Here is a 24,135-nt window from a genome sequence, read left to right on the forward strand (position 1 = left end):
TTAAACAGATATAACTTTAGATACGATGAGCAAGATTATAGGTATAGACTTAGGTACGACCAACTCCTGCGTCTCTGTAATGGAAGGTAACGAACCTGTGGTAATTCCAAATGCCGAGGGTAAACGTACCACTCCATCGATGATTGCATTTGTTGAAGGTGGGGAAATCAAGGTCGGCGACCCTGCAAAAAGACAAGCCGTGACCAACCCTCACAAAACAATTTATTCCATTAAGCGATTTATGGGTAACAAGTACTCGGAATCCAGCAAGGAAGCCAAAAGGGTTCCTTACAAAGTGGTAAAGGGAGACAACGACACTCCTAGAGTGGATGTTGACGGACGTATGTACACACCCCAAGAACTTTCAGCGATGATTCTTCAGAAAATGAAGAAGACTGCTGAGGATTATTTGGGACAAGATGTAACCAGAGCGGTAATTACAGTTCCAGCATATTTTAACGATTCACAAAGACAGGCCACCAAAGAAGCTGGTGAAATTGCAGGTCTAACCGTGGAACGTATCATTAACGAGCCAACAGCCGCATCTTTGGCATATGGACTCGATAAAAAAGATACCGAGCAAAAAATAGTGGTGTTTGACTTTGGTGGCGGTACACACGATGTTTCCATTCTTGAATTGGGTGACGGTGTGTTTGAAGTATTGGCCACAGATGGTGATACCCATTTAGGTGGTGACGATGTTGACCAAAAAATTATTGATTGGTTGGCCGAAGAGTTCAAGAAAGATGAAGATATGGACCTTCGTGAAGACCCAATGGCGCTCCAGCGTTTAAGGGAAGCTGCAGAAAAGGCCAAAATCGAGTTGTCTTCTTCTGGACAGACAGAAATCAATTTGCCTTACGTAACAGCAACGTCTTCAGGACCAAAACACTTGGTAAGGACATTGTCACGCTCCAAATTTGAGCAATTGATTGCCGATTTGGTAAAAAGAACAATCGAGCCTTGTGAAAAGGCATTGAAGTCTGCAGGACTTTCCAAAAGCGATATCGACGAGATTATCTTGGTAGGTGGTTCTACCCGTATCCCTGCGGTACAGGAAGCCGTTGAGAAATTCTTCGGCAAAAAACCATCCAAAGGAGTAAACCCAGATGAGGTTGTGGCCATTGGTGCCGCTATTCAGGGTGGTGTATTGACTGGAGATGTAAAAGACGTGCTCTTGTTGGATGTTACCCCACTTTCTTTGGGTATCGAAACTATGGGAAGCGTGTTCACTAAATTGATTGAGGCGAACACCACCATCCCAACCAAGAAATCACAGGTGTTCTCCACTGCGGCTGACAATCAACCATCGGTTGAAATTCATGTGTTGCAAGGGGAAAGACCTATGGCAGCGGATAACAAGACCATTGGTAGGTTCCACTTAGACGGTATTCCACCAGCACCAAGAGGTACGCCTCAAATTGAAGTAACCTTCGATATTGATGCCAACGGTATCATCAAGGTTTCTGCGACTGATAAAGCCACTGGCAAATCGCAAGACATCCGAATCGAGGCATCTTCTGGATTGACGGAAGAAGAAATCGAAAAGATGAAAGCGGAAGCTGAGGCCAATGCCGAGGCGGATAAGAAAGCCAAGGAAACTGCTGATAAGTTGAACGAGGCCGACGCCATGATCTTCCAAACTGAAAAGCAATTGAGCGAGTTCGGCGATAAATTGTCCGACGACAAGAAAAAGCCGATTGAAGATGCTTTGGAAGAGTTGAAGAAGGCTTTTGAAGGCAAAGACCTAGCGGTTATTGAGCCTGCTTTGGAAAAAATCAACGAAGCTTGGAAAGTAGCTTCCGAAGAAATGTACAAAGCACAAGCTGAAGCACAAGGCGGCGCTGCAGGAGCAGGAGCTGCTGGAGGAGACGCAACCGGTGGCGATAGCGCTGGAAAGGGAGCCTCTGAAGGAGACAACGTGGAAGACGTAGACTTCGAAGAAGTCAAGTAGCTCGTCCAGAGCGAAGTCGAAGGATAGACTTCGAAGAAGTGAAATAAGCTTACATAATTTATATAAATAGAAAAACCCTGACGATTTCGTCAGGGTTTTTTGTTTGTCGAAGTTTCCGGTTTAAGCCGCATTCAATTGCTGCATCTCCATCTCTTTGAGCTTGCGCAAAGCTTCGGATTTTGAATTCACGTTCAGCTTTACATAAATGTTCTGAATGTGGAAGTTGACTGCGCTGGGAGTCACAAAAAGCTTGTCAGCAATCATTTTATAGGTAAACCCTTGGGTAAGGAGTTCAATGATTTCGTTTTCCTTTTTCGAGAACACCTCAAAAGACTTTGTTTGGAAAGAACCGATGATTTTTTTGGCTACATCCAGTTCCAAAGCAATGCCGTGTTGGTTAAGCGTGTCCAAAGCATTGAACAATCTGTCTTTGGTCATTGGTTTAATCAGGTAGCCGCTAGCTCCTTTTTTAAAGGCTTCTTTAATGAGTTTGAAGTCGTTTTTTTGGCTCATAACCAATACCTTTAGGTCTTTGTTTTTACGATAAAAGTACTCAAGACCGTCAATGCCCGAAATTCCATTGAGCATGGCCTCGCAGATGATAATATCCGGATGGGAACGTCCAAAATTGGACAACAAGCCTTGAACCGAACTGAAAGTGCCGAGAAGTTCGTAAATTTCGTTTTCCTCAAAATACTGCTTGTAAATGCCGCCGATAGCATCATCATTGTCGATAATGGCAATTTTTAATGGTTTTTTTTCCATGATAAGAAAGATTAGGGGGATTAATACTGTTACATAATGTATAGTAGGTTAAGTTTTAGGACACAATGTCCTGCTCCACATTATTGAAGTTGGGATAAACAAATGGAAAACCATTGCTTTGCGCCTTGGAGCAAAAACAATCACAGATCCATTCAAGTTTACTTCAAAAACGGGTGTAATCCCTAAAGGGATTGAGTGCTATAATTTGTGTTTAGTTGAGGTGTTGCCTCATCAAAAAAGTAAGGTAAAAAGAGGTTTTGGGACGCCTTTTTTTCGAGTGTTGTAGTTCTTGTTCATGACATAATAGATTTGGGATTGTATTATTTCAAGAGTTAAATTAGAATTTTTTAACAATCGAGAGTAATTTTTGTAGTTATTTTCGTTCAAATGCACTTCCTGAAAATTCGATTTGCTTGAAATTGAGAAGGGTAGGAGCTGCCTTTTAAATTCTAAATAATTGTATTTCAGCTTTTTGCATAAAAAAATAGGATGCCGTCCCATCAGCATCCTATTCTTGGTGTAAATCGGTCAGATTGAAATAATACAACCCGCTTTCTATGATAGTCTGTCAGTTTCCCCCTGTCTTTCTTATCATTGCCATGAGTGTTTCTAAGTTCGGCTATGAAACAACATCATAAGACACTTTTCAGGTTTTTTTGACCGATTCAATAAATAGTTGGTAATCAGTTATTATTCTTCGTCTTGAAAAGAAGTATCCACATATTCGTAAGTAGCTTCATTCATAACGGTTTGGAGTTCTGCATCGTTCTTGGCAACATCGTTATACTGATCCTGCTTCTTTGAACGTCCATAAGCAACAGTATATTGTGATATGGTGTTGTTGAATCCTCTGTTGGATACCACGAAGCCCATTTTTTTCTCTGGACTCAATTGAATGGCGTACTCATCGCTATTGCTGTTGATGTGTGCACCAAGGTTAACAGATGTGGTAAGCGTGTTCTGGACCACTTGAGAAGCATAAAGGTCCAATCCGCCATATCCACCTCTTCCTTCGGAGGCAAAGAACAATAGGGTTTCGTTGTATATGCTAGGGTAAAGCTCGTCTTCTTTGGTGTTTACCTTTGGTCCAAGATTTTTAGATACACCAAGGCTCCCATCTGCAGCGATATCGGCTACATAAATGTCGTATTTTCCAAAAGTTCCCTTCATGTTGGATGCAAAGAACAAGCGAGATCCATCGGCAGTAACTGTTGGGTGTTTGGCCGAATAATATTTTGGACATACATCCAATTTCGTAATATTGGTCCATTCGCCATTTACTTTCTCGGCACGGTAAACATGGTACACCAATTCTTTTTTGGAGAACACACCATAAAGGGGCTTTTCGTAAACACCCTTACTAAAGTATGCCGTTTTTCCGTCTTCGGTAATGGACATGTTTGGTTCGTATCCATCAATAGAGGAAACACTACCATTCATAGTGTCGTTGATTATTTTTTCATTAGCCTGTGCAAAAGTAGGTTGACTGGCTAGTATTGTTCCTGAAACAAGTAGACTGTAAATAATAGATCGTGTCATGATGTATAGATTTGGGGGTTAATACATTACAAAGGTCAAAAACAATTGGAGCGAATACTTATCAATTTTTCACAGGTTTTTACTTTTAACGACGAAAAAGTGTATTTCAACGAATATTTTTTCGACGTTTAACACATCTAAATCATTTAAAATGCGTTTGAACGTTCTTTTGTGTGTTTTAACGGGCTGATTTAATTATTGAAATAAAGGTCAATTTTGTCAGCATAAAGGTTTTGTATATGTATTTTGATGGTATCCACGATATTTTTTGCATTTTAAATCATACAAATTGAATTAACTTCGCTTTTTTTGATAAATACCTTCTATTATTTGGAAGCTATTTTCATAAACTTTTTAAAGTAACCCCAAACCTAGATAGTCCCTCCATTGAATATTACCATTGAAAATATCATCTTAATCGGTTCTGTACTCTTACTGATCAGTATTTTGGCTGGTAAAACGAGTTATCGTTTTGGTGTACCCACCCTTTTGTTGTTTTTGACCATAGGGATGCTTGCGGGGTCGGACGGTATAGGTGGTATTTATTTTGACAACCCAAGAATCGCACAGTTTATCGGCGTGGTCTCCCTAAACTTCATTCTTTTCTCAGGAGGGCTGGACACAAACTGGCAATCGGTAAAACCCGTACTTCGAGAAGGAATTGCACTTTCAACCCTAGGTGTACTGCTTACGGCGGTGGGTCTGGGGTACTTTGTTTATTTGGTTACCGACTTTGGCCTTTATGAAAGTTTGTTGTTAGGTGCCATTGTATCATCTACAGATGCTGCTGCGGTTTTTTCTATTTTAAGGGGTAAGAATCTGGCTTTAAAAAAGAACTTAAGGCCCACCCTGGAACTTGAGAGTGGAAGTAACGACCCCATGGCCTATGTACTTACCATTGCTTTTTTGACGCTTGTGCAGTTCCCCGAAAAAAACATTTTGTCCGTTTTGCCCATGTTTTTTATGCAAATGGCCATTGGCGGGGGTGCCGGTTTTCTTTTCGGAAAGCTGAGTAAGGTCATGATCAATAGAATCAAGCTGGATTTTGAGGGACTTTACCCCGTGCTTACCATAGCCCTAATGTTCATTACCTTTTCCGCAACGGATTTTATAGGAGGCAATGGTTTCTTGGCCATTTATATATGTTCGGTTTACTTGGGCAATCAAAATTTGATTCACAAGAAAACCATTATGCGAATGTTTGATGGCTTGGCTTGGTTAATGCAAATTGTACTTTTCCTAACATTGGGATTGTTGGTATTTCCCACTCAAATTGTTCCTTATATGGGAATAGGTTTGTTAATATCTTTAGTTCTGATTTTTGTCGCCCGTCCGTTGGCGGTTTTTATCTCCCTTATGCCATTTAGGATGAAGCTGAGGCGAAGGTTCTACATTTCCTGGGTAGGTTTGCGTGGAGCAGTACCCATTGTGTTTGCCACCTATCCGCTTTTGGCGGGGATAGAAAAGGCCAACATTATATTCAATATTGTGTTTTTTGTCTCTTTGACCTCGGTACTGATTCAAGGGAGCACGTTGTCCATTGTGGCAAAATGGTTGCATGTTGGGCTGCCCGAAAGTGCCAAGCCCCTTTCACCAACAGACGAACTGTTGTCCGAACATCCCAAAGCGATCATGAAGGAAATTACGATTGGGGAATCGTGCCCGGCCACGGGGGAAAAAATCGTAAACCTGAACTTTCCCAAAAAAGCGATTATTGCCATGATAGTGCGTGATGGCAATTACATTACCCCAAATGGGTTAACAGAGATAAAGGCAAACGATAAATTGGTGGTACTTACGGACAAACCAGAGATCTTGGAGAAAGTTTACGCATCACTCTCATTGTCCAAATCTGAAGCTTTGGATGGCATCGAGGATTGATTTTTTTTTCTTTGCACTGCATAGCATTTATAGTTTTTATTTTGAAGATCTATTAATTGTATTAAATTTGCAGCTTCAAAAAATGGGCAAGACCTCAGTTACATATCATTTTGTATTGCCAGTGGCGACTCCGCCCTAAAGCATCTCCCTTATTGGACATTATCGTCCAAAGCATTTCAGTATAATATTTTTTACCTCATACGGTTTTGACCGTTTGGTCTTGACCATCATCCACAATCATTATGAAACAATATTTAAAACTATTTGATTTTTCACAGAAAGTAAACTATAAGACCGAGGTGCTTTCAGGGCTTACCGTTGCCATAGCCTTGGTTCCCGAAGCTGTAGCCTTTGCCTTAATTGCAGGCTTGTCACCCTTGGTCGGGCTGTACGCCGCTTTTGTCATGGGATTGGTGACCTCTATTTTTGGTGGTAGGCCAGGGATGATCTCTGGGGCAACAGGTGCCGTTGCAGTAGTCATTGTTGCTTTGGCAAGTAGTCACGGAGTAGAATATGTGTTTGCCACAGTGGTACTGGCGGGTATCCTTCAAGTCCTTGCCGGGACTTTGAGGCTGGGTACGTTAATGCGATTGGTGCCATTACCTGTGGTATATGGTTTTGTAAATGGTCTGGCCATCATCATCTTCATGTCACAATTGGATCAGTTCAAGGATCCCTCAGGTAATTGGCTCACAGGCAATGCACTGTACATTATTTTGGGACTTGTGGTTTTGACCATGCTAATCATCTGGGGGCTGCCCAAGATCACGAAGGCATTCCCGGCATCCTTGGCCGCTATTTTGGTGGTTTTTGGTATTGTGGTCGCTTTTGGGATAGATACCAAGACGGTTGGGGACATTGCATCCATAAAAGGTGGATTCCCCCCGTTCCATATCCCTGAAATTCCCTTCACATTGGAAACCTTGACGCTTATTTTTCCCTATGCGGCCATTGTGGCCGGTGTTGGTTTGATAGAAAGTTTGCTGACCTTGGAACTCATCGACGAGATTACCGAGACCAGGGGACGTACCAACAAAGAAGCTGCTGCACAAGGGGTGGCGAATATCGCCTCTGGACTGTTCTCTGGAATGGGCGGATGTGCCATGTTGGGACAAAGTTTGATCAACATATCCAACGGTGCGCGTGCTCGACTATCCGGAATTGTTGCTTCAGTAGCACTGCTTATCTTTATCATGTTCGGCGCACCCTTGATAGAAAAATTGCCCATGGCCGCCTTGACCGGGCTAATGATAATGGTGGCCATCGGAACGTTTGAGTGGGTAAGCTTTAAAGTGCTCGATAAATACCCCAAATCGGATATCATCGTCATGGTCATCGTGATACTTGTAACGGTATTTTTGCACAACTTGGCACTTGCCGTTTTAATCGGGGTCGTGATATCTGCTTTGGTCTATGCCTGGGGCAACGCCAAGCGCATCCGTGCCAGAAAGCGAATCGACGAAAAGGGCATCAAGCATTACGAAATTTATGGACCCCTGTTCTTTGGTTCCATAAAAATGTTCAATGAAAAGTTCGACGTGCTCAACGACCCCAAGGAAATCATCATCGACTTTAGGGAAAGCCGTATTGTGGATATGTCCGCAATCGAGGCGGTGAACAAGCTTACCGAACGGTACCACAAGGTGGACAAAAAGGTATATATTACCAATCTATCGAGCGCGAGCCATAAGCTCTTGATCAAAGCAGACAAGATGATCAATGTCAATGTCTTGGAATAACCCGTGGGTGGATGTTATAAACAATAAGAGTGTGAACGATGCAGCTCTTAGGGAGGCCGAACGTCGCTAAAGAAAGCTGAAATTGGTACTGGGCAAGGTCAACAAAACGGATTTTGGCATTTGCCGTATATGCAGGCGGCCCTCTCCCGATGGCCGCCTTATGATTCGTTCTGAGAATGTACTCTGCGTAAAGTGAGCTGTATAAACTTACCCGATTTTTGTTCCATTTTTCGCTTTCCTTTCCGGTTGGATCAGCGTTACCTCCCCATTTTCGCCAACACCTCCTAAAACAAGACATTCACTCATTATGTTGGCAATTTGTTTAGGGGGAAAGTTGACCACGGCCACTACTTGTTTTCCTATAAGTTCGTCAGGGGTGTATAGCTTTGTGACCTGCGCAGAGGTTTTTCTTTTGCCGATGTCGCCAAAATCGATGATCATTTTATAGGCAGGATTTCTCGCTTCCTGAAAAATTTCAGCTTCAATAATGGTTCCTATTCGCATCTCTACTTTTGTAAAGTCACTCCAAGATAGATTGTAGGGTGTTTTCTTGTCCACTTTCAAATAATTTTATCCCAAAAGTAAAAACGACAGGGTCAAGAGTACTACAAATCAGTATAATTTTTATTGAGAGGAATATGCGAACGGTGCAGCCAAACCAAAATCACACAGCAAACAAAAGTAATCCATGCGAGAAGGAACAATGTGCCTCCATCGTTTTGGACAACCACCCCTAATTTTGTAAAATGCGAAAAAATGGCACCGCCCATAATACCAATACCCAACAACGCGCCCAGCCATGTGGTTTTAGGAACAAGAATAAGAATGGCCACTACAAGTTCCAATATGCCCAAGCCTATTCGTCCCCAAGGCTCTAGTCCCAATGTTTTAAAAATATAAACGGATTCGGGGGCTGCGGAAAACTTATAAAATAAGGTCTGTAATAAGATAACTGCAGGGATAATTCTCAAAATTGTAGTTGCTATGGACTTAATTGTCATAATATTATTGATTGGTTTATTTGATGAATTGGTCGTTGTTTTATCGTTTAAATAACCTTTATCTAAGAAGTATGGGGAAGTGAGGGGCAACTTTTAAAGGCAGGAATTAGAAATACTTTCTTTTAAAAAGTTAATTTTATCGGTATGAAATATTTGCTCAGAGCCTTAATATTGCTCGTATTTTTTTTGATGTCCTGCTCGCAGGAAGCATGGTTGACAGGCACTTTAAACATGACCGATGGAACCGATTGGAAGCCGATGGTGTATTTGGTTCAACCTGAAAAATTTAATGAACTCGCCCAAAGTTTTACAGCCAAAATCTTGGATTCGGCCAAAGTAAATGGCAAAGGCCAATTTCAATTTGTGAATTCGCCTGGATTTCAAGAACCAGTATTGCTGAAAGTCGTGGTCCAAAGAAAAAACGAAAAGTTTCCCAATAGGTTGATCAACCAAAACCCTGAAACAGATAATTATTTTCCATTGGTTTACGAACCCAATGCTAAAATTAAAATAGATGCAGCTATGGCTAGTTTTCAAAGTTCTTTTTCCTTGGAGCAGCCGTCCCAGGCAAATAAAGCCATGCTGCAATTAAGGGACAAGCGAATGGCCGCTTTTAAAAAGTATTTAAAAGGGAAAGCAAGCAAACATAACATTGATGACAATTTATTGGAGCGCGAAAAAAATCTCCGTTCTTATCAAGAAGAGTTAATCCATTTTTCGGATTCCACTGAAGAATTATTACCAGCTTTGATGGCCTTGCGGTGGGCAAGTCCCGAAGGGGATTATGAACGCATTGCTGAATCTGTTTATGCACAGGCCCAAAAATGGAATGTCATATTCCCTGAACATGATTGGGTAAGGGAACTTGTTTCCGTGACCGATAAAGGAGAGCTTCCCATTTTGATCGGAGACACAATTACTGATTTACAATTCCCTATGCATAATGGGGAAAATGTTTCATTGCAAGAACTGATCAATGGTAAGAAATTAATTCTGTTGGATGTTTGGGCATCTTGGTGTGCTCCATGCAGGGTGGAGAACCGAGATATTTTGGTGCCCCTTTGGGAAAGATATAACTCCCAAAATCTTCAGATTGTTGCTTATGCTTTGGAAAGCAGCAAAAAAGCATGGGAAAATGCCATTGAGAAGGACGGAGCCCACCGATGGTTGCATGCTTCTCATTTGGAGGGCGATCAAAATCCTTTTATGGATGCATTGCGTTTAAAAACGATTCCGGCTAATTTTCTACTGGATGAAGAGGGCAGGGTACTGGCAAAAAACCTTCATGGGAAGGATTTGATTGATTTTGTGGACGATTATATGGAGAAGAATTAAACTATCAATCTTTTAGATTGACTTTTTTTAAAATAAAAAACCCCGATAATTATCGGGGCTCTTCTGTAATTAAATCTAGAATTTATTAGTTGCCACCATCGGTAGAACCATCATCAGTATTTTCACCTTCGGTAGCTTCAGGATCCACTTCCAATACAAAATCTTGAGTGGTAATGTTGGCAGCATCAACCTGTACATCCAATGTGTCGCTTGCCAAATAACCATCAAGCTCAGCTACTACTTTGTACATACCGGCCTTAAGTCCAAGGATGGCATAGTTGCCATCTACATCGGTAAAGGAGGTTGTATTCAAGGTATCTGCAGCAATTACAGAGATTTGGGCGCCTTCCAAGGCAACTGACGCTTCTTCTTCAACGGTACTTACATTACCAGAAAGTGTACCCGAAGTAGATAGGTTACTTGCTTTGATCACTGGGGTAAAATTGAATCCGTTGATTCCTGCTGGCGTGCTAATGTCACCTTTGGCAACAAAGGATTGACTTACATCAAAATCCAACAACAAATCGGAAGAAAGGCCACCGGCAACCGTGATAGCTGGGTCAACAAAAACCTTTATTCCAGAGGCGTCACCACTAGGAACTTTTAAATCGTAAACGGTTCCATCGGTCAAAACCACATTTACTCCCTTTACATAAATACGAATTAGGTCGTAGGACCCTGTGGGAACATTTATCTCCGCCAATTTTTCTGTTAATCCATTGGTAAGTTCCAAAAGGTTTACTTCAATTTCTTCTTCCATTAGTGTAATGAAAGGAGAACCATCGTCGTCATCGGCATCATCATCATCATCATCAGAGTTGTCATCATCATCAGAGTTGTCATCTGAGTTATCGTCGGAACTATTGTCTGAATCATCTTCAGAATCATCGTTCATATCATCGGAATCGTCGTCATCGCCGTCCACTAGGCGAGCTTCAACTTTATAAACGGTTACATTGGCCTCGGCCATTAGTTCGTAGGGAAAAGGAGCATCTGTTAATTGTACCGATAATGTACCGGTACTTTCAGCATTTCCTGATCCTTGACCTTCACCATCTGAGCAGCCCATTATAATCAGGGCCAGCGTCATTAGTAAACTAAAAATTAACTTTGTTCTCATAGTATGGGGTTTTTAAATTTTTCAGGGCATAACTATCCCTGTTCTGATTTTATATGTATAAAACAACCAAAGGTTAAAAAACCCTACTTTTTAATGAAAAAAAATTTTTTATCGATAAAAGGCACTTAAAAACCTTATGAGAAATGCTTTATTCTGCAACATTAATTTTTGTAGATAAAGTTGGGAGCTTGTTGATATTGAAAGGTGGTATCGGTCAAAATTTCCATTTCCTTTGTTTCCCAATTCATCAAACCAATATGAAACTGTTGTTCATCATCAAAAAGTTCCATGGCCAGCCATTTACCATCTGGGCTCCAATCATGCCATCCTTCGTTCTCGCTATTTTCTGTCAATTTCCATGTTTTATTGCCATCTAAGCTCACGGCATATAAACTGTACTTTCCGTTTTGCTTGCTTTGATAAGAAATGAAGTTTTCTGTAGGGTGTAATTTTGGGGCTCCCGCTCTGTAATCAAACTTTCCTGCAGTGGTGTCCTTTTGGGGGTAATGGGTCAATTGTTTAAGGTTTTGGCCGTCTTCATCTATAATATATAGTTCCTCATCAAAACCATCAATATGTTTTTCCACAGCTTTGCCGCCCCTAAACACTATTTGCTTTCCATCATTAACGAACAAAGGGTCTGCGGCAAAAGGTAAACCGGTATCCAACCGATTGATGATTTTCCCATTTCTGTCAAGAATATAAAATGTGGATTCGGTAATCAGTTTTGGCTTTACAATGAGTTCATCTCCATCTTTTCTAGAGCTCATCCAGCTATCGGCCAATTCCAAATCACTGACTTTCTTTGGATTTTCTCCTTTAAAATTGCTTTTGTACAAAAAGTAGCAACGCTTGCAGGCGCCTCTATCAGAAATAAAATACAAAGTGTCCTCGTAAGAATAATAGGTCCACTCTACATTATAAAGGTCTGTGATGTTTTTTTTGTTGGAACCATCAAGATTCATCGAGTAAACCTCGTAATTATCAATATCAACATCCCTTAAAACATTGTAAACCAGCCCCAATTCTTGTGGGGAAGTGTCCTTTTTTGAATTACAGGACAGCAGTAACACTAGAATTCCGAGAATAGTAACTCCTTTACCCATGATGAAATTAGTTTGTTTGAAGTTTTTACAGGGTTGAATTTACTAAACTCTTAGAATTTTTAAAATAATGTTTGACCTTATGCTCTAGCGCTACCGTAGTATTTCTTTTTTAACCAGAATGAAACCTTTACCAATAAAATGAGCGCAGGTACCTCTACCAATGGACCGATTACCCCTGCAAAGGCCTGTCCTGAATTTAAACCAAATACGGCAATGGCAACCGCAATGGCCAATTCAAAATTGTTTCCCGCAGCGGTGAACGCCACTGAAGCCGTTTTGTCGTATTCGGCACCCATGGCTTTGGTGGTGAAAAATCCGATAATGAACATCAAGGCAAAATAAATCAATAACGGCACGGCTATGATCAAAACGTCCATGGGGATCTCAACGATCAATTCGCCTTTTAACGAAAACATTACAACAATCGTAAACAATAGGGCAATCAATGTAATAGGAGAAATGGCAGGGATAAACTTTTCCGTATACCAAGCCTCACCTTTTAGCTTCACCAGAATTTGTCGACTCAAAATTCCCATTAAAAATGGAATTCCAAGATAAATAGCTACGCTCTCGGCAATGGTGGCGATGGAAATATCGACTATGGCTCCTTCAAATCCAAAATAGGGTGGGAGTACGGTGATGAAAATCCAAGCGTAAAAGCTATAGGCAAATACTTGAAAAACACTGTTCAACGCCACCAATCCTGCACCATATTCACTGCTGCCTTCGGCCAAATCGTTCCAAACCAAAACCATAGCGATGCATCGAGCCAGACCGATTAAAATAAGCCCAACCATATATTCAGGATAATCCCGTAAAAAGATGATGGCCAGCGCAAACATTAAAATCGGACCTACAATCCAATTCAAAAAGAGAGAAATGGAGAGAATTTTGGTGTTTTTGAACACTTTTGGCAACAGGGAGTATTTCACCTTCGCCAAAGGCGGGTACATCATTAAAATTAATCCAATGGCAATGGGAATATTGGTTGTTCCACTGCTGAAGGAGTTGACAAAATCGGGAAAACTTGGAAAAAAGTAACCGATTCCAACCCCAAATATCATCGCCACAAAAATCCAAAGGGTCAAGTTTCTATCTAAAAAGCTCAATTTTTTGGTTGCCATTACTTTTTTATTTGGGAAAAGACATAAAACATTTCGGTAGCGATTTGTTTGCTTCGCTCGCTGTACTTTTCAGCTTGTTGGGATGTGCCGTCAAACGCTTTGGGGTCTTCGTAAGTGATTGGAATCCGTTTTTCGGCTCCGGGCACAAACGGACACCCTTCGTCAGCCTGAGAGCAGGTCATAATGGCTGCAAAGTCTGATTTTGGGTTGAAATCATCATCCATTCTTTTGGAAAAACCTATTACTGCATGTTCGTTCTCTGAAAATTTAATACTGTATACTGGATTATTTCCTCCGGAAAGTGTTTTCACCTCAAACCCTGTATTTGTTAAGGTTTCCGCCACCATCGGAAATAGGGCCGTAGCTTCTGTTCCGCCAGAATAGCAATTCACGTTTTTCACGTTAAAATGATGTGCCATAGTTTGCGCCCAGATTTGAGATAAATGGCTTCTTCGGGAATTGTGTGTGCAGATAAAGTTGATGTGAATGGATTCGCCATCATTTACCTTGGCCTGAATATAATCAACAAGCTGTGACAAGGTTTGTTTTCGCTCCGCCGTTATGGATTGCGTATCCAAATTGGAGACAAAATCGGTCAATGCTTTAAAAAGTGCCATATTGTTTTGGTTGCTATAAATTTATAGAAGCTCCCCTCTCCAATCTCCCCAAGGGGAGAAGTTTCCCTCCTTTGGAGGGATTAAGGGAGGACTTGATACAGGATGCGACAAAGATTTTTCTTTCTTTAAACCTATGGACCTCAAGTCCAGAGTGTTTTAGTAGGATTAGCAGCATCCGCTACCTGGGGTGCAGCATTCAGAACTTTGTAATTCGGACAATTTTGCTTTGGGCTTTTCGTCCGGCACACCACATTTGTCCTTGGCCAAGCAATCCGTTTGTTTGGTGGTCAATAAAAAGTTGGTTCCGTCAAAATCAAGAGAAAACTTCTCAATCGTCCGCCCTTGGTACTCCACTTCAACTTCTAAATTGTCAATATCCAAGGTTTTTTGGGATAGGTCAATAATGTGCGCCAATTTTTCAGGATGAAGTCTATGGTCGTAATCGTTGGCATTCCAAAGTTGAAAATTCACTACTTCTTCATTACGGACAGTACCACCACAATCAATAAAATGTTTTGTTATTTTACCCACTTCGGTAACATGAAAATGATTGGGGACCAATTCGCCGTTAGGTAATTGAAAGGCGATGGTGTCCAATTGTTGCAAGGCTGATTTTACTTCTTCTAACTTCATGATTATATATATTTATTGTAATATTACGATTAATAGATTCAAATTTTTTTAACAACACGCTTTTGAGGCGAGGTCTTGGTCCAAGAAATCGGATATCACCGATTTCATTTTTTTCCAATTTTCAGCGTCAATACAATAACAAACGCTGGTACCTTCAACATTGCCTTTGATCAACCCCAAATGTTTCAGTTCTTTTAAATGTTGCGAAATGGTAGGCTGGGCCAAACCGATTTCATCCACCAAATCCCCACAAACACAGGCGTTCAGTTTAAACAAGTACTGTAATATGGCGACACGTGCAGGGTGACCAAAAGCTTTGGCGTACAGTGCAATTTGGTTCTGCTTATCGGTGAATATTTCAGTCTTGGTCAATCCCATTTTTAATATTTATTCATTGCAATATTACGATTAATAACTGAAGAGCCAAAAAAAATTGAAATTTATTTCATAATGGTTTGAAAAATGTAATGAATTCACTGTTATTCTTATTAAATTGCGTTATGCATACATGTACATAACGATGATAATTTGTCTCTAAACAAAAAAATATATCTGGATTATAATGCAACTACTCCCACGGCCACGGAGGTAGTGGAGGCCATGCTACCTTATTTCACCGAGGATTTTGGTAATGCAAGTAGCGACCATTCCTTTGGGTGGTGTGCCGATGATGCGGTAGAGACTGCGCGCAACCAAGTGGCAAAACTTGTGAGCTGTAGACCTACAGAGATAACTTTTACTTCGGGCGCAACGGAAGCCGCGAACTTGACCTTGTTTGGGTTTTGCAAGCGGAACAGGGGTAGAGGCAATCATATTATTACATGTAAAACAGAGCACAAAGCCGTACTCGAATGTATGGAAGCGTTGGAAGCCGATAGATTTGAGGTCACCTACCTAGATGTGGACAACAATGGAAATATTGATTTGAACGAGTTGGAAGAATCCATAAAGAAGACCACAATTTTGGCTTGTCTGATGCTGGCCAACAACGAAACAGGCTTGATTCATCCCATAAAAAGTATAACCGAATTAGCGCACTCCAAAGGAGTGGCTGTGATGTCCGATATTACACAAGCCGTTGGTAAAATTCCCGTTGATCTTCAGGATTTGGGAATTGATTTGGCCATTTTTTCGTCTCACAAGCTATATGGCCCTAAAGGGGTCGGAGCACTTTATTTGAACAAAAACAACAATATATCAATTGCGAAACATCTTTTTGGGGGAAATCACGAAAAAGGAGTTCGACCAGGAACTTTGAACGTGCCTGGAATAGTCGGTTTTGGAAAAGCTTGCGCCTTTGCCCAACAAAGCCTTGAAGAAAATCACCAAAAGCAATTAAACTTGCGAAACCAATTGGAGCAAGAGCTTTTGACTATCGAGGGAGCAACAATTAATTGCAATGTAGGGGAACGGTTGCCCAATACAACCAACGTTTCTTTTTCAAATATGGATGGTTCTAAATTGCTGCGGTATCTCAATAAGTTGGCTGTATCTCGCGGTTCTGCCTGTAATGCAAACCTTGTGAAACCATCGCACGTGCTAAAAGCTATGGGGTACGATGATGCAACTGCTTTGGCGAGCTTACGTATCAGTACAGGTCGCAACACAACTTCTGAAGATATTGAACAGGTCGTATCCGAAATCAAAAAAGCCATCAACCAACTAAAAACCGTTAGTCTATGAGAGAGTTGGACGTCATCATATCGCGTTATTCGGAGTTGAAAGCACAGCACATTCGCTGCGTATTGGCCACTGTGGTTCATGTTGATGGTTCATCGTACCGTAGACCGGGCGCACGAATGTTGGTAGACGAATATGGGAATATCACCGGGGCCATCAGCGGCGGCTGTTTGGAGGGCGATGCACTCAGAAAGGCACTTTACGCCTTGGATAGACAAGAAAACAAATTGGTAACCTACGATACCAGCGACGAAGATGATGCGGTAATCGGGGCACAATTAGGTTGCAACGGGATCATTCAGGTGCTTTTTGAGCCCATTGATTATTCCGATCAGCACAATCCCTGTGAACTTTTACGCAAAGTCATTGAAAAGGAAGTTCCCGTGGCAATTTCGGTTGTTTTTGATTTGGAACAGTGTAATAAACAACTCGGAACAGCAATGATTACCAATGAAGAAGGCCATTTGAGCAGTAAAATTTTAAATGCCGATTTGGAAGAAGCATTGCTTTTACAAAGTAAAAAAGTATTGAAGAAAGATAAATCGTGCTTTGGCAAGATGAATGCCCCTGAAGGAGAACATCATGTTTTTATGGAATTACATCGCCCCCCTGTCAACTTGGTTTTGGTTGGAGCGGGCAATGATGCTCAAATCCTTGCCCAACAGGCCGAACTTTTGGGCTGGAAGGTAACCGTAACCGACGGACGCCCCACCCATGCCAACAAAGAAAGGTTTGTGGGCTCGTGCCAAGTCATTGTTGCCAAGCCCGAAGAAACACTGGCAAGCATCAAAATAGACCAGCGCACTTGCTTTGTGTTGATGAGCCACAATTATAACTATGATTTGGCTGTCCTGAAGCTATTGCTGGGCAAAACCGAGATACCTTACATCGGTATTCTTGGGCCTTTAAAAAAATACGAGCGTATGCTCAACGAGTTGGCGGATGAAGGTATTGAAGTATCTAAAGAGGATTTGAACAAAATCCACGCACCCGTAGGGCTGGAAATAGGAGCAGAGACACCTGCAGAGATTGGATTGTCCATTCTGGCAGAAATTCAAAGTGTATTGAAGCATAAAAATGCCCGACCCTTGAAGCAGAAAACAGAACCCATTCACGATACAACAGCAAACCAATTTCAAAAAATAACCCTTTGAGCGCAGAAGAAAACATAGCGGTTGTGGTTTTGGCGGCAGGAGGCTCATCAAGATTGGGCCGACCCAAACAGTTGGTGGAATTCAAAGGAAAGACCCTCTTGGAGCACACGATGGATAAAGTGGATATGTTGGGGTTTCAGACCAAGATTTTGGTGTTGGGTGCCAATCAAGACAAAATTCAGCAAAAGATAAGCTCGGATGGTTTTAAAGTGGTGATTAATCCCGATTGGGGGCAAGGAATGGCCTCTAGTATAAAGATTGGGCTAAAAACTGCATTGGCAGAAGAAAATGGATTGGACCACATACTTTTTTTGGTTTCGGACCAACCCTTTTTGGAACGCGCCAACTTAATCAAGTTGGTGCACACCCAATTGACCAAGAATCCTAAAGCGACGTATTCAAAGTATGGTGATAATATTGGCGTTCCAGCCATTTTTGGTAAAGCAGCATTTCCGCTGTTGTTGAAATTGGAAGGAGACGAAGGAGCCAAGAAGCTAATGCACTTGGAAAATTTTAATTTCTGCACGGAAACTTTCAAAAATGGAGGATTTGATGTGGACACCGAAGAAGATGTACAGCAACTAAAACAAATGGATGTATGAAAGTGACCGTTAAATATTTCGGTTTGGTGGCTGAAGCCGCCGATAAGTCCGAAGAAGTGATGGAACTCAAAGGACAACTTACCGCTTCGGATCTAAAAGCACAGTGCCTGAATGGACTTTCGATTGCGGATAAAGATTCGGTTCAAATCGCGGTAAATCAAAATTTGGATGATAAAATAACCCTAAAAGATGGGGATGAAGTGGCCTTATTGCCACCGTTCGCAGGAGGATGAGCAGATATGATAGACAAATAAAACTCAAGGAAGTTGGCCTAGAAGGTCAGGAAAAGCTTCGCAATGCCAAGGTCTTGATCGTTGGTGTTGGAGGTTTAGGCTGTCCCGCTGCGATGTATTTAACAGGAGCAGGAGTAGGCAAAATTGGTCTGATGGATCACGACAAGGTCGATATGTCCAATTTACACAGGCAAGTGTTGTTCCATGAGTCGGATGTAGGAAAGTCAAAAGCAGTTGTTGCCAAAGAACGTTTGGAAAAACAGAACAGCGAGGTGCAATTTGAGGTTTTTGAAGCCCCCTTGACCGTTGACAATGCCGAGGACATCATCAAGCAATACGATGTTATTTTGGACGGAACCGACAATTTTGAAACCAAGTATTTGCTTAATGATGCCTGTATATTGGCCGATAAACCTTGGGTTTTTGCCTCCATTTACAAAAATGAAGGGCAATTATCGGTCTTCAATTACCAGAATGGGCCTACGTATCGCTGTGTATTCCCGAAAAGTACGAGACAGAACATCAGCTGTGAGGCCACAGGGGTATTGGGCGTGTTGCCTGGTATTTTGGGAACGCTTCAGGCAGCCGAGGTTCTTAAAATGATTCTTGGGGTAGGTGAGGTACTGTCATGTAAGCTAAAGTTGATCAATATGATGCAGGGCAGCGAGCAGACCATCAAAATAAACAAGCGCCCCGAAGAAGTGGAAAAAATTTGCAAGAACGGGATATCCCCTGTTTACATTGATTGCGATTTAAAAAATAAAGAGCAGTGGTATCTCGATGTACGCGAAGTGTTCGAACAGCCCAAACCAAAAGGTAAAAAAGTGCTGAGTATTCCAATGAATGACCTTACATCACGATATCGAGAAATACCTGAAAACCAAGAGGTTTTTGTGTTCTGTCAGTCTGGAAAGCGAAGCAAAAACGCCATAGAAATCCTTAAAAATGAATTTGGCTTTCACAACCTTAAAAATGTGGAAGGCGGCATAGAAACCATAATTGATGGATAAGAAGAAACCAAAAAAAGTATTTGTACAAGGAGCGATTCCTCCCGAAAAAATAGCCAATTCGGTGGCCAACCACCAAAGTAAGACCAATATTGGTGCCCAGAGCATTTTCTTGGGACAAATCAGAGCTGACGAAGTGGATGGAAAAACAGTCGCTGCTATCGATTATACCGCCTATGAAGAAATGGCGGAGAAAGTCTTTCACGAAATACGTGAAGCAGCTTTTGCCAAATTTGATATTACTTGTGCCCATATTTATCACAGTTTGGGCAAAGTGAAGGTAGGAGAGTTATGCCTGTTTGTGTTCACCTCATCGGCTCACCGAAAAATTGCGATAGCCGCCACCAACTTTTTTGTGGAAGAAATCAAGGCGAAAGTGCCCGTATTCGGCAAAGAGATTTTTGAGGACGAAACCCATCAATGGAAAGTAAACAAGTAAATGGTAGACATCATACATAAAATAACCACTTTGCGGGAAGCCACCGCAGAGGCTATCGTAAAAACGAGCAGTCAGGCTACGATAGATGCGATACAAAACAACGAAGTTCCCAAAGGGAATGTGTTTGAAATGGCCAAGGCAGCCGGGTTGTTGGGCGTCAAAAAAACGCCGGACTTGTTGCCCGATTGCCATCCATTGCCCATCGAATTCACTGGAATCGATTATGAAATCGATGGTTTGGACATCATCATTTCGATGAAGGTGAAGACCATTTACAAAACTGGGGTAGAGGTAGAGGCGATGCACGGAGCCAGTGTTGTGGCCCTGACGATGTACGATATGCTCAAACCGATTGATAAAAGCGTTGAAATCGGTACTATTCGCCTCAAATCAAAAAAAGGAGGGAAATCCTCATATAAAATAAATTCAGAAGGACTGACTGCGGATGTAGTCGTTTGTTCCGATACCATTTCCAAAGGAAAAGGCGAGGACAGGGCAGGCGAGGCCATTGTGGAAAAACTGAAAGCATTGGGGGTGGCATCGCAAAAAAGCATAATACCCGATGACGCTGGGGAAATCATCAAAAAAGTGGAGAACACTTCCGCAGACTTGTTGATCTTCACGGGAGGAACGGGCGTGGGGCCGCGAGATGTCACCCCACAGACCTTGGAACCCTTGTTGGACATCAAACTAAAAGGAGTAGAAGAACAAATGCGAAGCTACGGGCAAAATCGAATGCCTTATGCGATGTTCTCGCGTTCCATCGCGGGCATCAAGGATGGTAAACTCATTCTGGCACTGCCGGGTTCCACCAAAGGAGCAGCAGAATCCATGGATGCGATTTTCCCCCACGTACTGCATGCATTTAAAGTGATAGAAGGAAAAAGACATGATTGAAAAGAAACCACAAATAATCGACAATTTCGGTAGGCCACATACCTACCTCCGCATTTCGTTGACGGATAGATGCAATCTTCGATGCTTTTACTGTATGCCCGAAGAAGGCATTGAGTTGATGGAAAAGCCCAGCATTATGACCTTGGAGGAAATCATTGAAATGACGAGAACTTTTAGGGATTTGGGCGTGAACACGGTACGATTGACGGGCGGCGAACCTTTGGTTCGGAAGAATTTCGGCTATTTGGTCGAAGAGCTTGCCAAACTGGGCGTTACCTTAAAATTGACCACCAACGGCATTGTCTTGGACAAATACTTGGACCTGTTCGATAAAATCGGACTTCGCAAAATCAACTTTAGTCTGGATACGCTGGACAAGGCCAAATCCATTTTCATTACCAAGCGTGATTATTACGAGCGCATTATGCGCAACTTGAATATGGCTTTGGATATGGATATGGACCTCAAAATCAATATTGTTCTGATTAAAGGGGTAAACGACAATGAAATCAATGACTTTATTGCCCTGACCAAGGATAAGAAGATTACGCCCAAGTTCATTGAGTTCATGCCTTTTAAGGGCAATAAATGGGACTGGAGCAAGGGAGTCTCCAAGGAAGAAATCTTAAAGACTGTTGGCGACAAATTCGGGGAAATCGAGACCCTTGACAATCCAAAGCACAGTACCTCCACCAATTTTAGGGTGAAGGGCCACAAAGGCAGTTTTGGCATTGTGAGCACGATCACCAATCCGTTTTGCGACGAGTGCAACCGTATTCGTTTAACGGCCGATGGTAAAATGAAGAATTGTCTGTTTGCCACATCAGAAACAGATTTGTTGACACCGATGCGGAATGGGGAAAAGATAGATAAGACCATTTTGGAAGCCATCAAATCCAAGAAACATTCCCGAGATGGTATGGATGTAAAGATGGATGCCGAACACTACGAACAAAACCGTTCCATGATTTCAATAGGAGGCTAATGGTTACGATTGAAGAAGCACTTCGCATTATTGAAGACCAAAAGATTTCTTTAAAAAGTGAGTCAAAATCTTTAGAAGATGCACTTGGTTTTGCACTTTCAAAAAATATCGCTTCTCCTTTTGATGTCCCAGAGTTTGATAATTCCGCTATGGACGGTTATGCCCTTTGCGGATTGTATCAAGAATATAAACTGGTAGGGGAGGTGGCTGCTGGCGATTCCACGGATATTGCGTTGCAAGATGGCGAGGCCGTTCGGATTTTTACAGGTGCGAAGGTGCCAAAGAATACCACGGCGGTGATGATGCAGGAAAAAACCTCCGTAAAAGAAAGCATGCTGTTTCTTGATGAAATGCCCAAAATTGGACAAAACATTCGAAAAAAGGGAGGTCAGTTGACCAAAGGACAACCAGTGTTTGAAAAGGGCCACGTATTAAACCCGCCTTCCTTGGCTTTAATGGGCAGTTTGGGTTTGTCGCAATTGAAAGTCTTTTCCAAACCACAAATCAATATCATCACTACGGGGAATGAGTTGGTGAAACCTGGGGAATCCAAAACCGAGGCACAGATTTACGAATCCAACAGCTACGCGATTTCGGGTGCACTTCAACAATTTGGCTTTGAACACCATCAAAAAACACAAATACAAGATGATTTTGAGGCCACCAAAGCAGGCATTAAAACGGCATTGGAGTCTTGTGATGTGCTAATTATCTCTGGCGGAATTTCGGTCGGCGATTACGATTTTGTAAAACAATCCCTCGAAGAAAATGGAGTTAATGAATTGTTTTACAAGGTGTTTCAAAAACCAGGAAAACCGCTTTATTTTGGAAGAAAGGAAAATCAATTTGTATTTGCCTTGCCCGGTAATCCCGCATCCTCATTGACCTGTTTTTATGTGTATGTACTTCCATTGCTCCAAAAATTCTCAGGTTACGAAACCACAGGTCTGCCCACCTTTCAGTTTCCAATAAAACATGCTTACGAAAACCGTTTTGGACGTCCTTCCTTTTTAAAAGCAGCCGTTATTGATGGAAAAGTAGAGATTCTCGATGGACAGGGGTCTTCTATGATTCAATCCATGGCCAAGGGTAATGCCCTCGCTTTTATAGATGATGGCGAGGTTTTGAAAGAAGGGGATTTGATCAAATGCAAGCTAATTTCTTGATGGATGAGTGTTGACTATTTGCCCATTGTCTTTTTTTTGATTGCACTGTTTTATAGTTCGGTCGGTTTTGGGGGTGGGTCGAGTTATTTGGCCATTTTAAGCCTTTTCTTGACGGATTTTTACGAAATCCGCTCTACTGCGCTCATTTTGAATATTTGCGTGGTTACCATCGGAACCCTAGTTTTTATCCGGAATCGGGTTTTTGATATGAAGTTATTTTGGCCCTTTTTGGTGATGAGTGTTCCGTTTGCCTATCTGGGAGCACAAATTCGATTATCACAAACGGTGTTTTTTTTGGTGCTGGGCGGAGCCTTGATAATGGCGGGTGTTTTTATGCTGCTTCGCTTTGCGAAGAAAAAGCTGGACTCTAGAAAATTTTCCAATCCAAAAAAATTGGTGCTTGGTGGTGGAATCGGTTTGCTTTCGGGAATTTCTGGGATAGGTGGAGGTATCTTCTTATCTCCAGTATTAAATCTTTTAAAGTGGGAAAACCCAAGGGTTGTGGCCTCTTTGGCCTCCGTTTTTATCTTGGTCAATTCCATTTCGGGTTTGATTGGCCTCAATGTGGCAGGAACCTTTAAGTTGAACAATGAATTGATGCTACAACTTATCGTCGCTGTTGTGATTGGAGGAAGTATCGGTTCTTATTTGTCCAATAAAAAGTTTAATCTCAAATTTTTGGGAGTGCTCACCAGTATTTTGGTGCTTTATGTAGGATTCCGGTTGATTTTATTGCACGGTTTTGGGATAAAAATTTAAATCAACCCCAACATTTCTTCGGTATGCTGTTGAACAGTAGCTGTAATTTTATCATTCATTTTAAGGAAGGTGGAAAGGACTTTTTTGCCCGTTTCCGTTAATTCAGCTCCGCCACCTTTTGTGCCGCCTTTATGGAGTTCTACATAAGGTTGTTGCCCTCTTAAATTCATATCCTCTACCATGGACCATGCTTTTCGGTAGGACATACCCATTTCTTTGGCCGCTTTGGATAGGGAACCATTCTTGTCGATCATCATTAAAAGTTGCGCTCGCCCAGGGCCAAAAAACTTTTTCCCGTCAATATCTATCCAGCATCGTATTTTGAGATCTTTTGATGTTCCCATCTCTTAAAATTAGTGGTTCTTGCCTCAAAAAATGGGCGTTTTACGTAAAACTACT

25 protein-coding genes are annotated in these 24,135 nt (G+C 41.8%); 14 read left to right on the plus strand and 11 right to left on the minus strand.

What is annotated here, in order from left to right:
* Positions 1 to 25: 25 nt before the first annotated feature.
* Positions 26 to 1,954 (plus strand): molecular chaperone DnaK, encoded by a 1,929-nt coding sequence (dnaK, locus tag AC13CS_RS01410; RefSeq protein ID WP_293163743.1) that lies wholly within the window; start codon positions 26 to 28, stop codon positions 1,952 to 1,954.
* Between the two features lie 120 nt (positions 1,955 to 2,074).
* Here the strand turns inward: dnaK and AC13CS_RS01415 are convergent, their stop codons facing one another.
* Both AC13CS_RS01415 and AC13CS_RS01420 read right to left on the minus strand, forming a co-directional pair.
* On the minus strand, positions 2,075 to 2,719 hold the full coding sequence (locus tag AC13CS_RS01415) for a response regulator transcription factor (RefSeq protein WP_293163740.1): 645 nt from the start codon (positions 2,717 to 2,719) through the stop codon (positions 2,075 to 2,077).
* 690 nt (positions 2,720 to 3,409) lie between these two features.
* The gene (locus AC13CS_RS01420; protein ID WP_293163738.1) at positions 3,410 to 4,258 is read right to left on the minus strand and encodes a hypothetical protein; all 849 of its coding nucleotides are present in this window, start codon (positions 4,256 to 4,258) and stop codon (positions 3,410 to 3,412) included.
* 387 nt (positions 4,259 to 4,645) lie between these two features.
* On the opposite strand from AC13CS_RS01420, the gene AC13CS_RS01425 reads away from it, so the two are divergent.
* Together AC13CS_RS01425 and AC13CS_RS01430 are read left to right on the plus strand one after the other, a co-directional pair.
* The gene (locus AC13CS_RS01425; RefSeq protein WP_293163735.1) at positions 4,646 to 6,139 is read left to right on the plus strand and encodes a potassium/proton antiporter; all 1,494 of its coding nucleotides are present in this window, start codon (positions 4,646 to 4,648) and stop codon (positions 6,137 to 6,139) included.
* A gap of 242 nt (positions 6,140 to 6,381) precedes the next feature.
* A complete protein-coding gene (locus AC13CS_RS01430) occupies positions 6,382 to 7,878 on the plus strand; it encodes a SulP family inorganic anion transporter (RefSeq protein WP_293163732.1) in 1,497 nt (498 codons plus the stop codon).
* A gap of 207 nt (positions 7,879 to 8,085) precedes the next feature.
* Here AC13CS_RS01430 and AC13CS_RS01435 read toward each other — a convergent pair whose 3' ends face one another.
* Together AC13CS_RS01435 and AC13CS_RS01440 are read right to left on the minus strand one after the other, a co-directional pair.
* A complete protein-coding gene (locus AC13CS_RS01435) occupies positions 8,086 to 8,436 on the minus strand; it encodes a tRNA-binding protein (protein WP_293163729.1) in 351 nt (116 codons plus the stop codon).
* A 47-nt stretch (positions 8,437 to 8,483) separates the two neighbouring features.
* Positions 8,484 to 8,879: a DoxX family protein gene (locus tag AC13CS_RS01440; protein WP_293163726.1), complete on the minus strand. Its 396-nt coding sequence runs from the start codon at positions 8,877 to 8,879 to the stop codon at positions 8,484 to 8,486.
* Positions 8,880 to 9,023: 144 nt separating this feature from the next.
* Between AC13CS_RS01440 and AC13CS_RS01445 the strand changes: the two genes are divergently transcribed.
* Positions 9,024 to 10,214 (plus strand): TlpA disulfide reductase family protein, encoded by a 1,191-nt coding sequence (locus AC13CS_RS01445; RefSeq protein ID WP_293163723.1) that lies wholly within the window; start codon positions 9,024 to 9,026, stop codon positions 10,212 to 10,214.
* Between the two features lie 85 nt (positions 10,215 to 10,299).
* Here AC13CS_RS01445 and AC13CS_RS01450 read toward each other — a convergent pair whose 3' ends face one another.
* From AC13CS_RS01450 to AC13CS_RS01475, 6 genes are all read right to left on the minus strand, one after another.
* Complete coding sequence (locus AC13CS_RS01450; protein WP_293163720.1) at positions 10,300 to 11,334, minus strand: DUF4382 domain-containing protein; 1,035 nt, start codon at positions 11,332 to 11,334, stop codon at positions 10,300 to 10,302.
* A gap of 161 nt (positions 11,335 to 11,495) precedes the next feature.
* Positions 11,496 to 12,440 (minus strand): TolB family protein, encoded by a 945-nt coding sequence (locus tag AC13CS_RS01455; RefSeq protein WP_293163717.1) that lies wholly within the window; start codon positions 12,438 to 12,440, stop codon positions 11,496 to 11,498.
* Positions 12,441 to 12,517: 77 nt separating this feature from the next.
* Positions 12,518 to 13,564 (minus strand): ACR3 family arsenite efflux transporter, encoded by a 1,047-nt coding sequence (gene arsB, locus AC13CS_RS01460; protein ID WP_293163714.1) that lies wholly within the window; start codon positions 13,562 to 13,564, stop codon positions 12,518 to 12,520.
* Positions 13,564 to 14,181 carry a low molecular weight phosphatase family protein gene (locus AC13CS_RS01465; protein WP_293163712.1) on the minus strand — a complete coding sequence of 206 codons (618 nt, stop codon included), beginning with the start codon at positions 14,179 to 14,181 and terminating at the stop codon, positions 13,564 to 13,566. Before AC13CS_RS01465 ends, arsB begins: the two co-directional genes overlap by 1 nt.
* 165 nt (positions 14,182 to 14,346) lie before the next feature.
* Entirely contained in the window at positions 14,347 to 14,814 is a 468-nt protein-coding gene (locus AC13CS_RS01470; RefSeq protein ID WP_293163709.1) for a DUF6428 family protein, read from the minus strand.
* Positions 14,815 to 14,862: 48 nt separating this feature from the next.
* Positions 14,863 to 15,192 (minus strand): ArsR/SmtB family transcription factor, encoded by a 330-nt coding sequence (locus AC13CS_RS01475; RefSeq protein ID WP_293163707.1) that lies wholly within the window; start codon positions 15,190 to 15,192, stop codon positions 14,863 to 14,865.
* Between the two features lie 150 nt (positions 15,193 to 15,342).
* Here AC13CS_RS01475 and AC13CS_RS01480 point away from each other — a divergent pair, with 150 nt between their 5' ends.
* From AC13CS_RS01480 to AC13CS_RS01525, 10 genes are read left to right on the plus strand one after another with little or no spacing between them, the layout of a single operon-like run.
* On the plus strand, positions 15,343 to 16,497 hold the full coding sequence (locus tag AC13CS_RS01480; protein WP_293163704.1) for a cysteine desulfurase family protein: 1,155 nt from the start codon (positions 15,343 to 15,345) through the stop codon (positions 16,495 to 16,497).
* Complete coding sequence (locus AC13CS_RS01485) at positions 16,494 to 17,648, plus strand: XdhC/CoxI family protein (RefSeq protein ID WP_293163701.1); 1,155 nt, start codon at positions 16,494 to 16,496, stop codon at positions 17,646 to 17,648. The genes AC13CS_RS01480 and AC13CS_RS01485 overlap by 4 nt, the downstream gene beginning before the upstream one ends.
* Complete coding sequence (locus AC13CS_RS01490) at positions 17,645 to 18,250, plus strand: nucleotidyltransferase family protein (protein WP_293163698.1); 606 nt, start codon at positions 17,645 to 17,647, stop codon at positions 18,248 to 18,250. The genes AC13CS_RS01485 and AC13CS_RS01490 overlap by 4 nt, the downstream gene beginning before the upstream one ends.
* A complete protein-coding gene (locus tag AC13CS_RS01495) occupies positions 18,247 to 18,483 on the plus strand; it encodes a MoaD/ThiS family protein (protein WP_293163695.1) in 237 nt (78 codons plus the stop codon). Before AC13CS_RS01490 ends, AC13CS_RS01495 begins: the two co-directional genes overlap by 4 nt.
* Positions 18,480 to 19,493, plus strand: coding sequence for a HesA/MoeB/ThiF family protein (locus tag AC13CS_RS01500; protein WP_293163691.1), 1,014 nt, complete (start codon positions 18,480 to 18,482; stop codon positions 19,491 to 19,493). The genes AC13CS_RS01495 and AC13CS_RS01500 overlap by 4 nt, the downstream gene beginning before the upstream one ends.
* Positions 19,486 to 19,929: a molybdopterin synthase catalytic subunit gene (locus tag AC13CS_RS01505; RefSeq protein ID WP_293163688.1), complete on the plus strand. Its 444-nt coding sequence runs from the start codon at positions 19,486 to 19,488 to the stop codon at positions 19,927 to 19,929. Before AC13CS_RS01500 ends, AC13CS_RS01505 begins: the two co-directional genes overlap by 8 nt.
* Positions 19,930 to 20,826, plus strand: coding sequence for a bifunctional molybdenum cofactor biosynthesis protein MoaC/MoaB (moaCB, locus tag AC13CS_RS01510; RefSeq protein ID WP_293163685.1), 897 nt, complete (start codon positions 19,930 to 19,932; stop codon positions 20,824 to 20,826).
* The gene (gene moaA, locus AC13CS_RS01515; protein ID WP_293163682.1) at positions 20,819 to 21,811 is read left to right on the plus strand and encodes a GTP 3',8-cyclase MoaA; all 993 of its coding nucleotides are present in this window, start codon (positions 20,819 to 20,821) and stop codon (positions 21,809 to 21,811) included. The genes moaCB and moaA overlap by 8 nt, the downstream gene beginning before the upstream one ends.
* On the plus strand, positions 21,811 to 22,977 hold the full coding sequence (locus tag AC13CS_RS01520) for a molybdopterin molybdotransferase MoeA (RefSeq protein ID WP_293163679.1): 1,167 nt from the start codon (positions 21,811 to 21,813) through the stop codon (positions 22,975 to 22,977). The genes moaA and AC13CS_RS01520 overlap by 1 nt, the downstream gene beginning before the upstream one ends.
* Before the next feature lie 3 nt (positions 22,978 to 22,980).
* Positions 22,981 to 23,736 carry a sulfite exporter TauE/SafE family protein gene (locus AC13CS_RS01525; protein WP_293163676.1) on the plus strand — a complete coding sequence of 252 codons (756 nt, stop codon included), beginning with the start codon at positions 22,981 to 22,983 and terminating at the stop codon, positions 23,734 to 23,736.
* On the opposite strand, the gene AC13CS_RS01530 is transcribed toward AC13CS_RS01525, so the two are convergent.
* The gene (locus AC13CS_RS01530) at positions 23,733 to 24,080 is read right to left on the minus strand and encodes a winged helix-turn-helix domain-containing protein (protein ID WP_293163673.1); all 348 of its coding nucleotides are present in this window, start codon (positions 24,078 to 24,080) and stop codon (positions 23,733 to 23,735) included. The two genes, AC13CS_RS01525 and AC13CS_RS01530, sit on opposite strands and share 4 nt — an antisense overlap.
* Positions 24,081 to 24,135 lie beyond the last annotated feature (55 nt).

The sequence above is a fragment of the Flagellimonas sp. B-3 genome (assembly GCF_056857835.1).

What these genes read in the sequence shown, in the direction of transcription:
- AC13CS_RS01465 (WP_293163712.1), bottom strand. Translation starts at nt 14,181, where the DNA reads ATGGCACTTTTTAAAGCATTGACCGATTTTGTCTCCAATTTGGATACG.
- AC13CS_RS01475 (WP_293163707.1), bottom strand. Translation starts at nt 15,192, where the DNA reads ATGGGATTGACCAAGACTGAAATATTCACCGATAAGCAGAACCAAATT.
- AC13CS_RS01430 (WP_293163732.1), top strand. Translation starts at nt 6,382, where the DNA reads ATGAAACAATATTTAAAACTATTTGATTTTTCACAGAAAGTAAACTAT.
- arsB (WP_293163714.1), bottom strand. Translation starts at nt 13,564, where the DNA reads ATGGCAACCAAAAAATTGAGCTTTTTAGATAGAAACTTGACCCTTTGG.
- AC13CS_RS01420 (WP_293163738.1), bottom strand. Translation starts at nt 4,258, where the DNA reads ATGACACGATCTATTATTTACAGTCTACTTGTTTCAGGAACAATACTA.
- AC13CS_RS01505 (WP_293163688.1), top strand. Translation starts at nt 19,486, where the DNA reads ATGGATAAGAAGAAACCAAAAAAAGTATTTGTACAAGGAGCGATTCCT.
- AC13CS_RS01450 (WP_293163720.1), bottom strand. Translation starts at nt 11,334, where the DNA reads ATGAGAACAAAGTTAATTTTTAGTTTACTAATGACGCTGGCCCTGATT.
- moaA (WP_293163682.1), top strand. Translation starts at nt 20,819, where the DNA reads ATGATTGAAAAGAAACCACAAATAATCGACAATTTCGGTAGGCCACAT.
- AC13CS_RS01440 (WP_293163726.1), bottom strand. Translation starts at nt 8,879, where the DNA reads ATGACAATTAAGTCCATAGCAACTACAATTTTGAGAATTATCCCTGCA.
- AC13CS_RS01525 (WP_293163676.1), top strand. Translation starts at nt 22,981, where the DNA reads ATGAGTGTTGACTATTTGCCCATTGTCTTTTTTTTGATTGCACTGTTT.
- AC13CS_RS01445 (WP_293163723.1), top strand. Translation starts at nt 9,024, where the DNA reads ATGAAATATTTGCTCAGAGCCTTAATATTGCTCGTATTTTTTTTGATG.
- moaCB (WP_293163685.1), top strand. Translation starts at nt 19,930, where the DNA reads ATGGTAGACATCATACATAAAATAACCACTTTGCGGGAAGCCACCGCA.
- AC13CS_RS01530 (WP_293163673.1), bottom strand. Translation starts at nt 24,080, where the DNA reads ATGGGAACATCAAAAGATCTCAAAATACGATGCTGGATAGATATTGAC.
- AC13CS_RS01520 (WP_293163679.1), top strand. Translation starts at nt 21,811, where the DNA reads ATGGTTACGATTGAAGAAGCACTTCGCATTATTGAAGACCAAAAGATT.
- AC13CS_RS01495 (WP_293163695.1), top strand. Translation starts at nt 18,247, where the DNA reads ATGAAAGTGACCGTTAAATATTTCGGTTTGGTGGCTGAAGCCGCCGAT.
- AC13CS_RS01415 (WP_293163740.1), bottom strand. Translation starts at nt 2,719, where the DNA reads ATGGAAAAAAAACCATTAAAAATTGCCATTATCGACAATGATGATGCT.
- AC13CS_RS01500 (WP_293163691.1), top strand. Translation starts at nt 18,480, where the DNA reads ATGAGCAGATATGATAGACAAATAAAACTCAAGGAAGTTGGCCTAGAA.
- AC13CS_RS01470 (WP_293163709.1), bottom strand. Translation starts at nt 14,814, where the DNA reads ATGAAGTTAGAAGAAGTAAAATCAGCCTTGCAACAATTGGACACCATC.
- AC13CS_RS01485 (WP_293163701.1), top strand. Translation starts at nt 16,494, where the DNA reads ATGAGAGAGTTGGACGTCATCATATCGCGTTATTCGGAGTTGAAAGCA.
- dnaK (WP_293163743.1), top strand. Translation starts at nt 26, where the DNA reads ATGAGCAAGATTATAGGTATAGACTTAGGTACGACCAACTCCTGCGTC.
- AC13CS_RS01455 (WP_293163717.1), bottom strand. Translation starts at nt 12,440, where the DNA reads ATGGGTAAAGGAGTTACTATTCTCGGAATTCTAGTGTTACTGCTGTCC.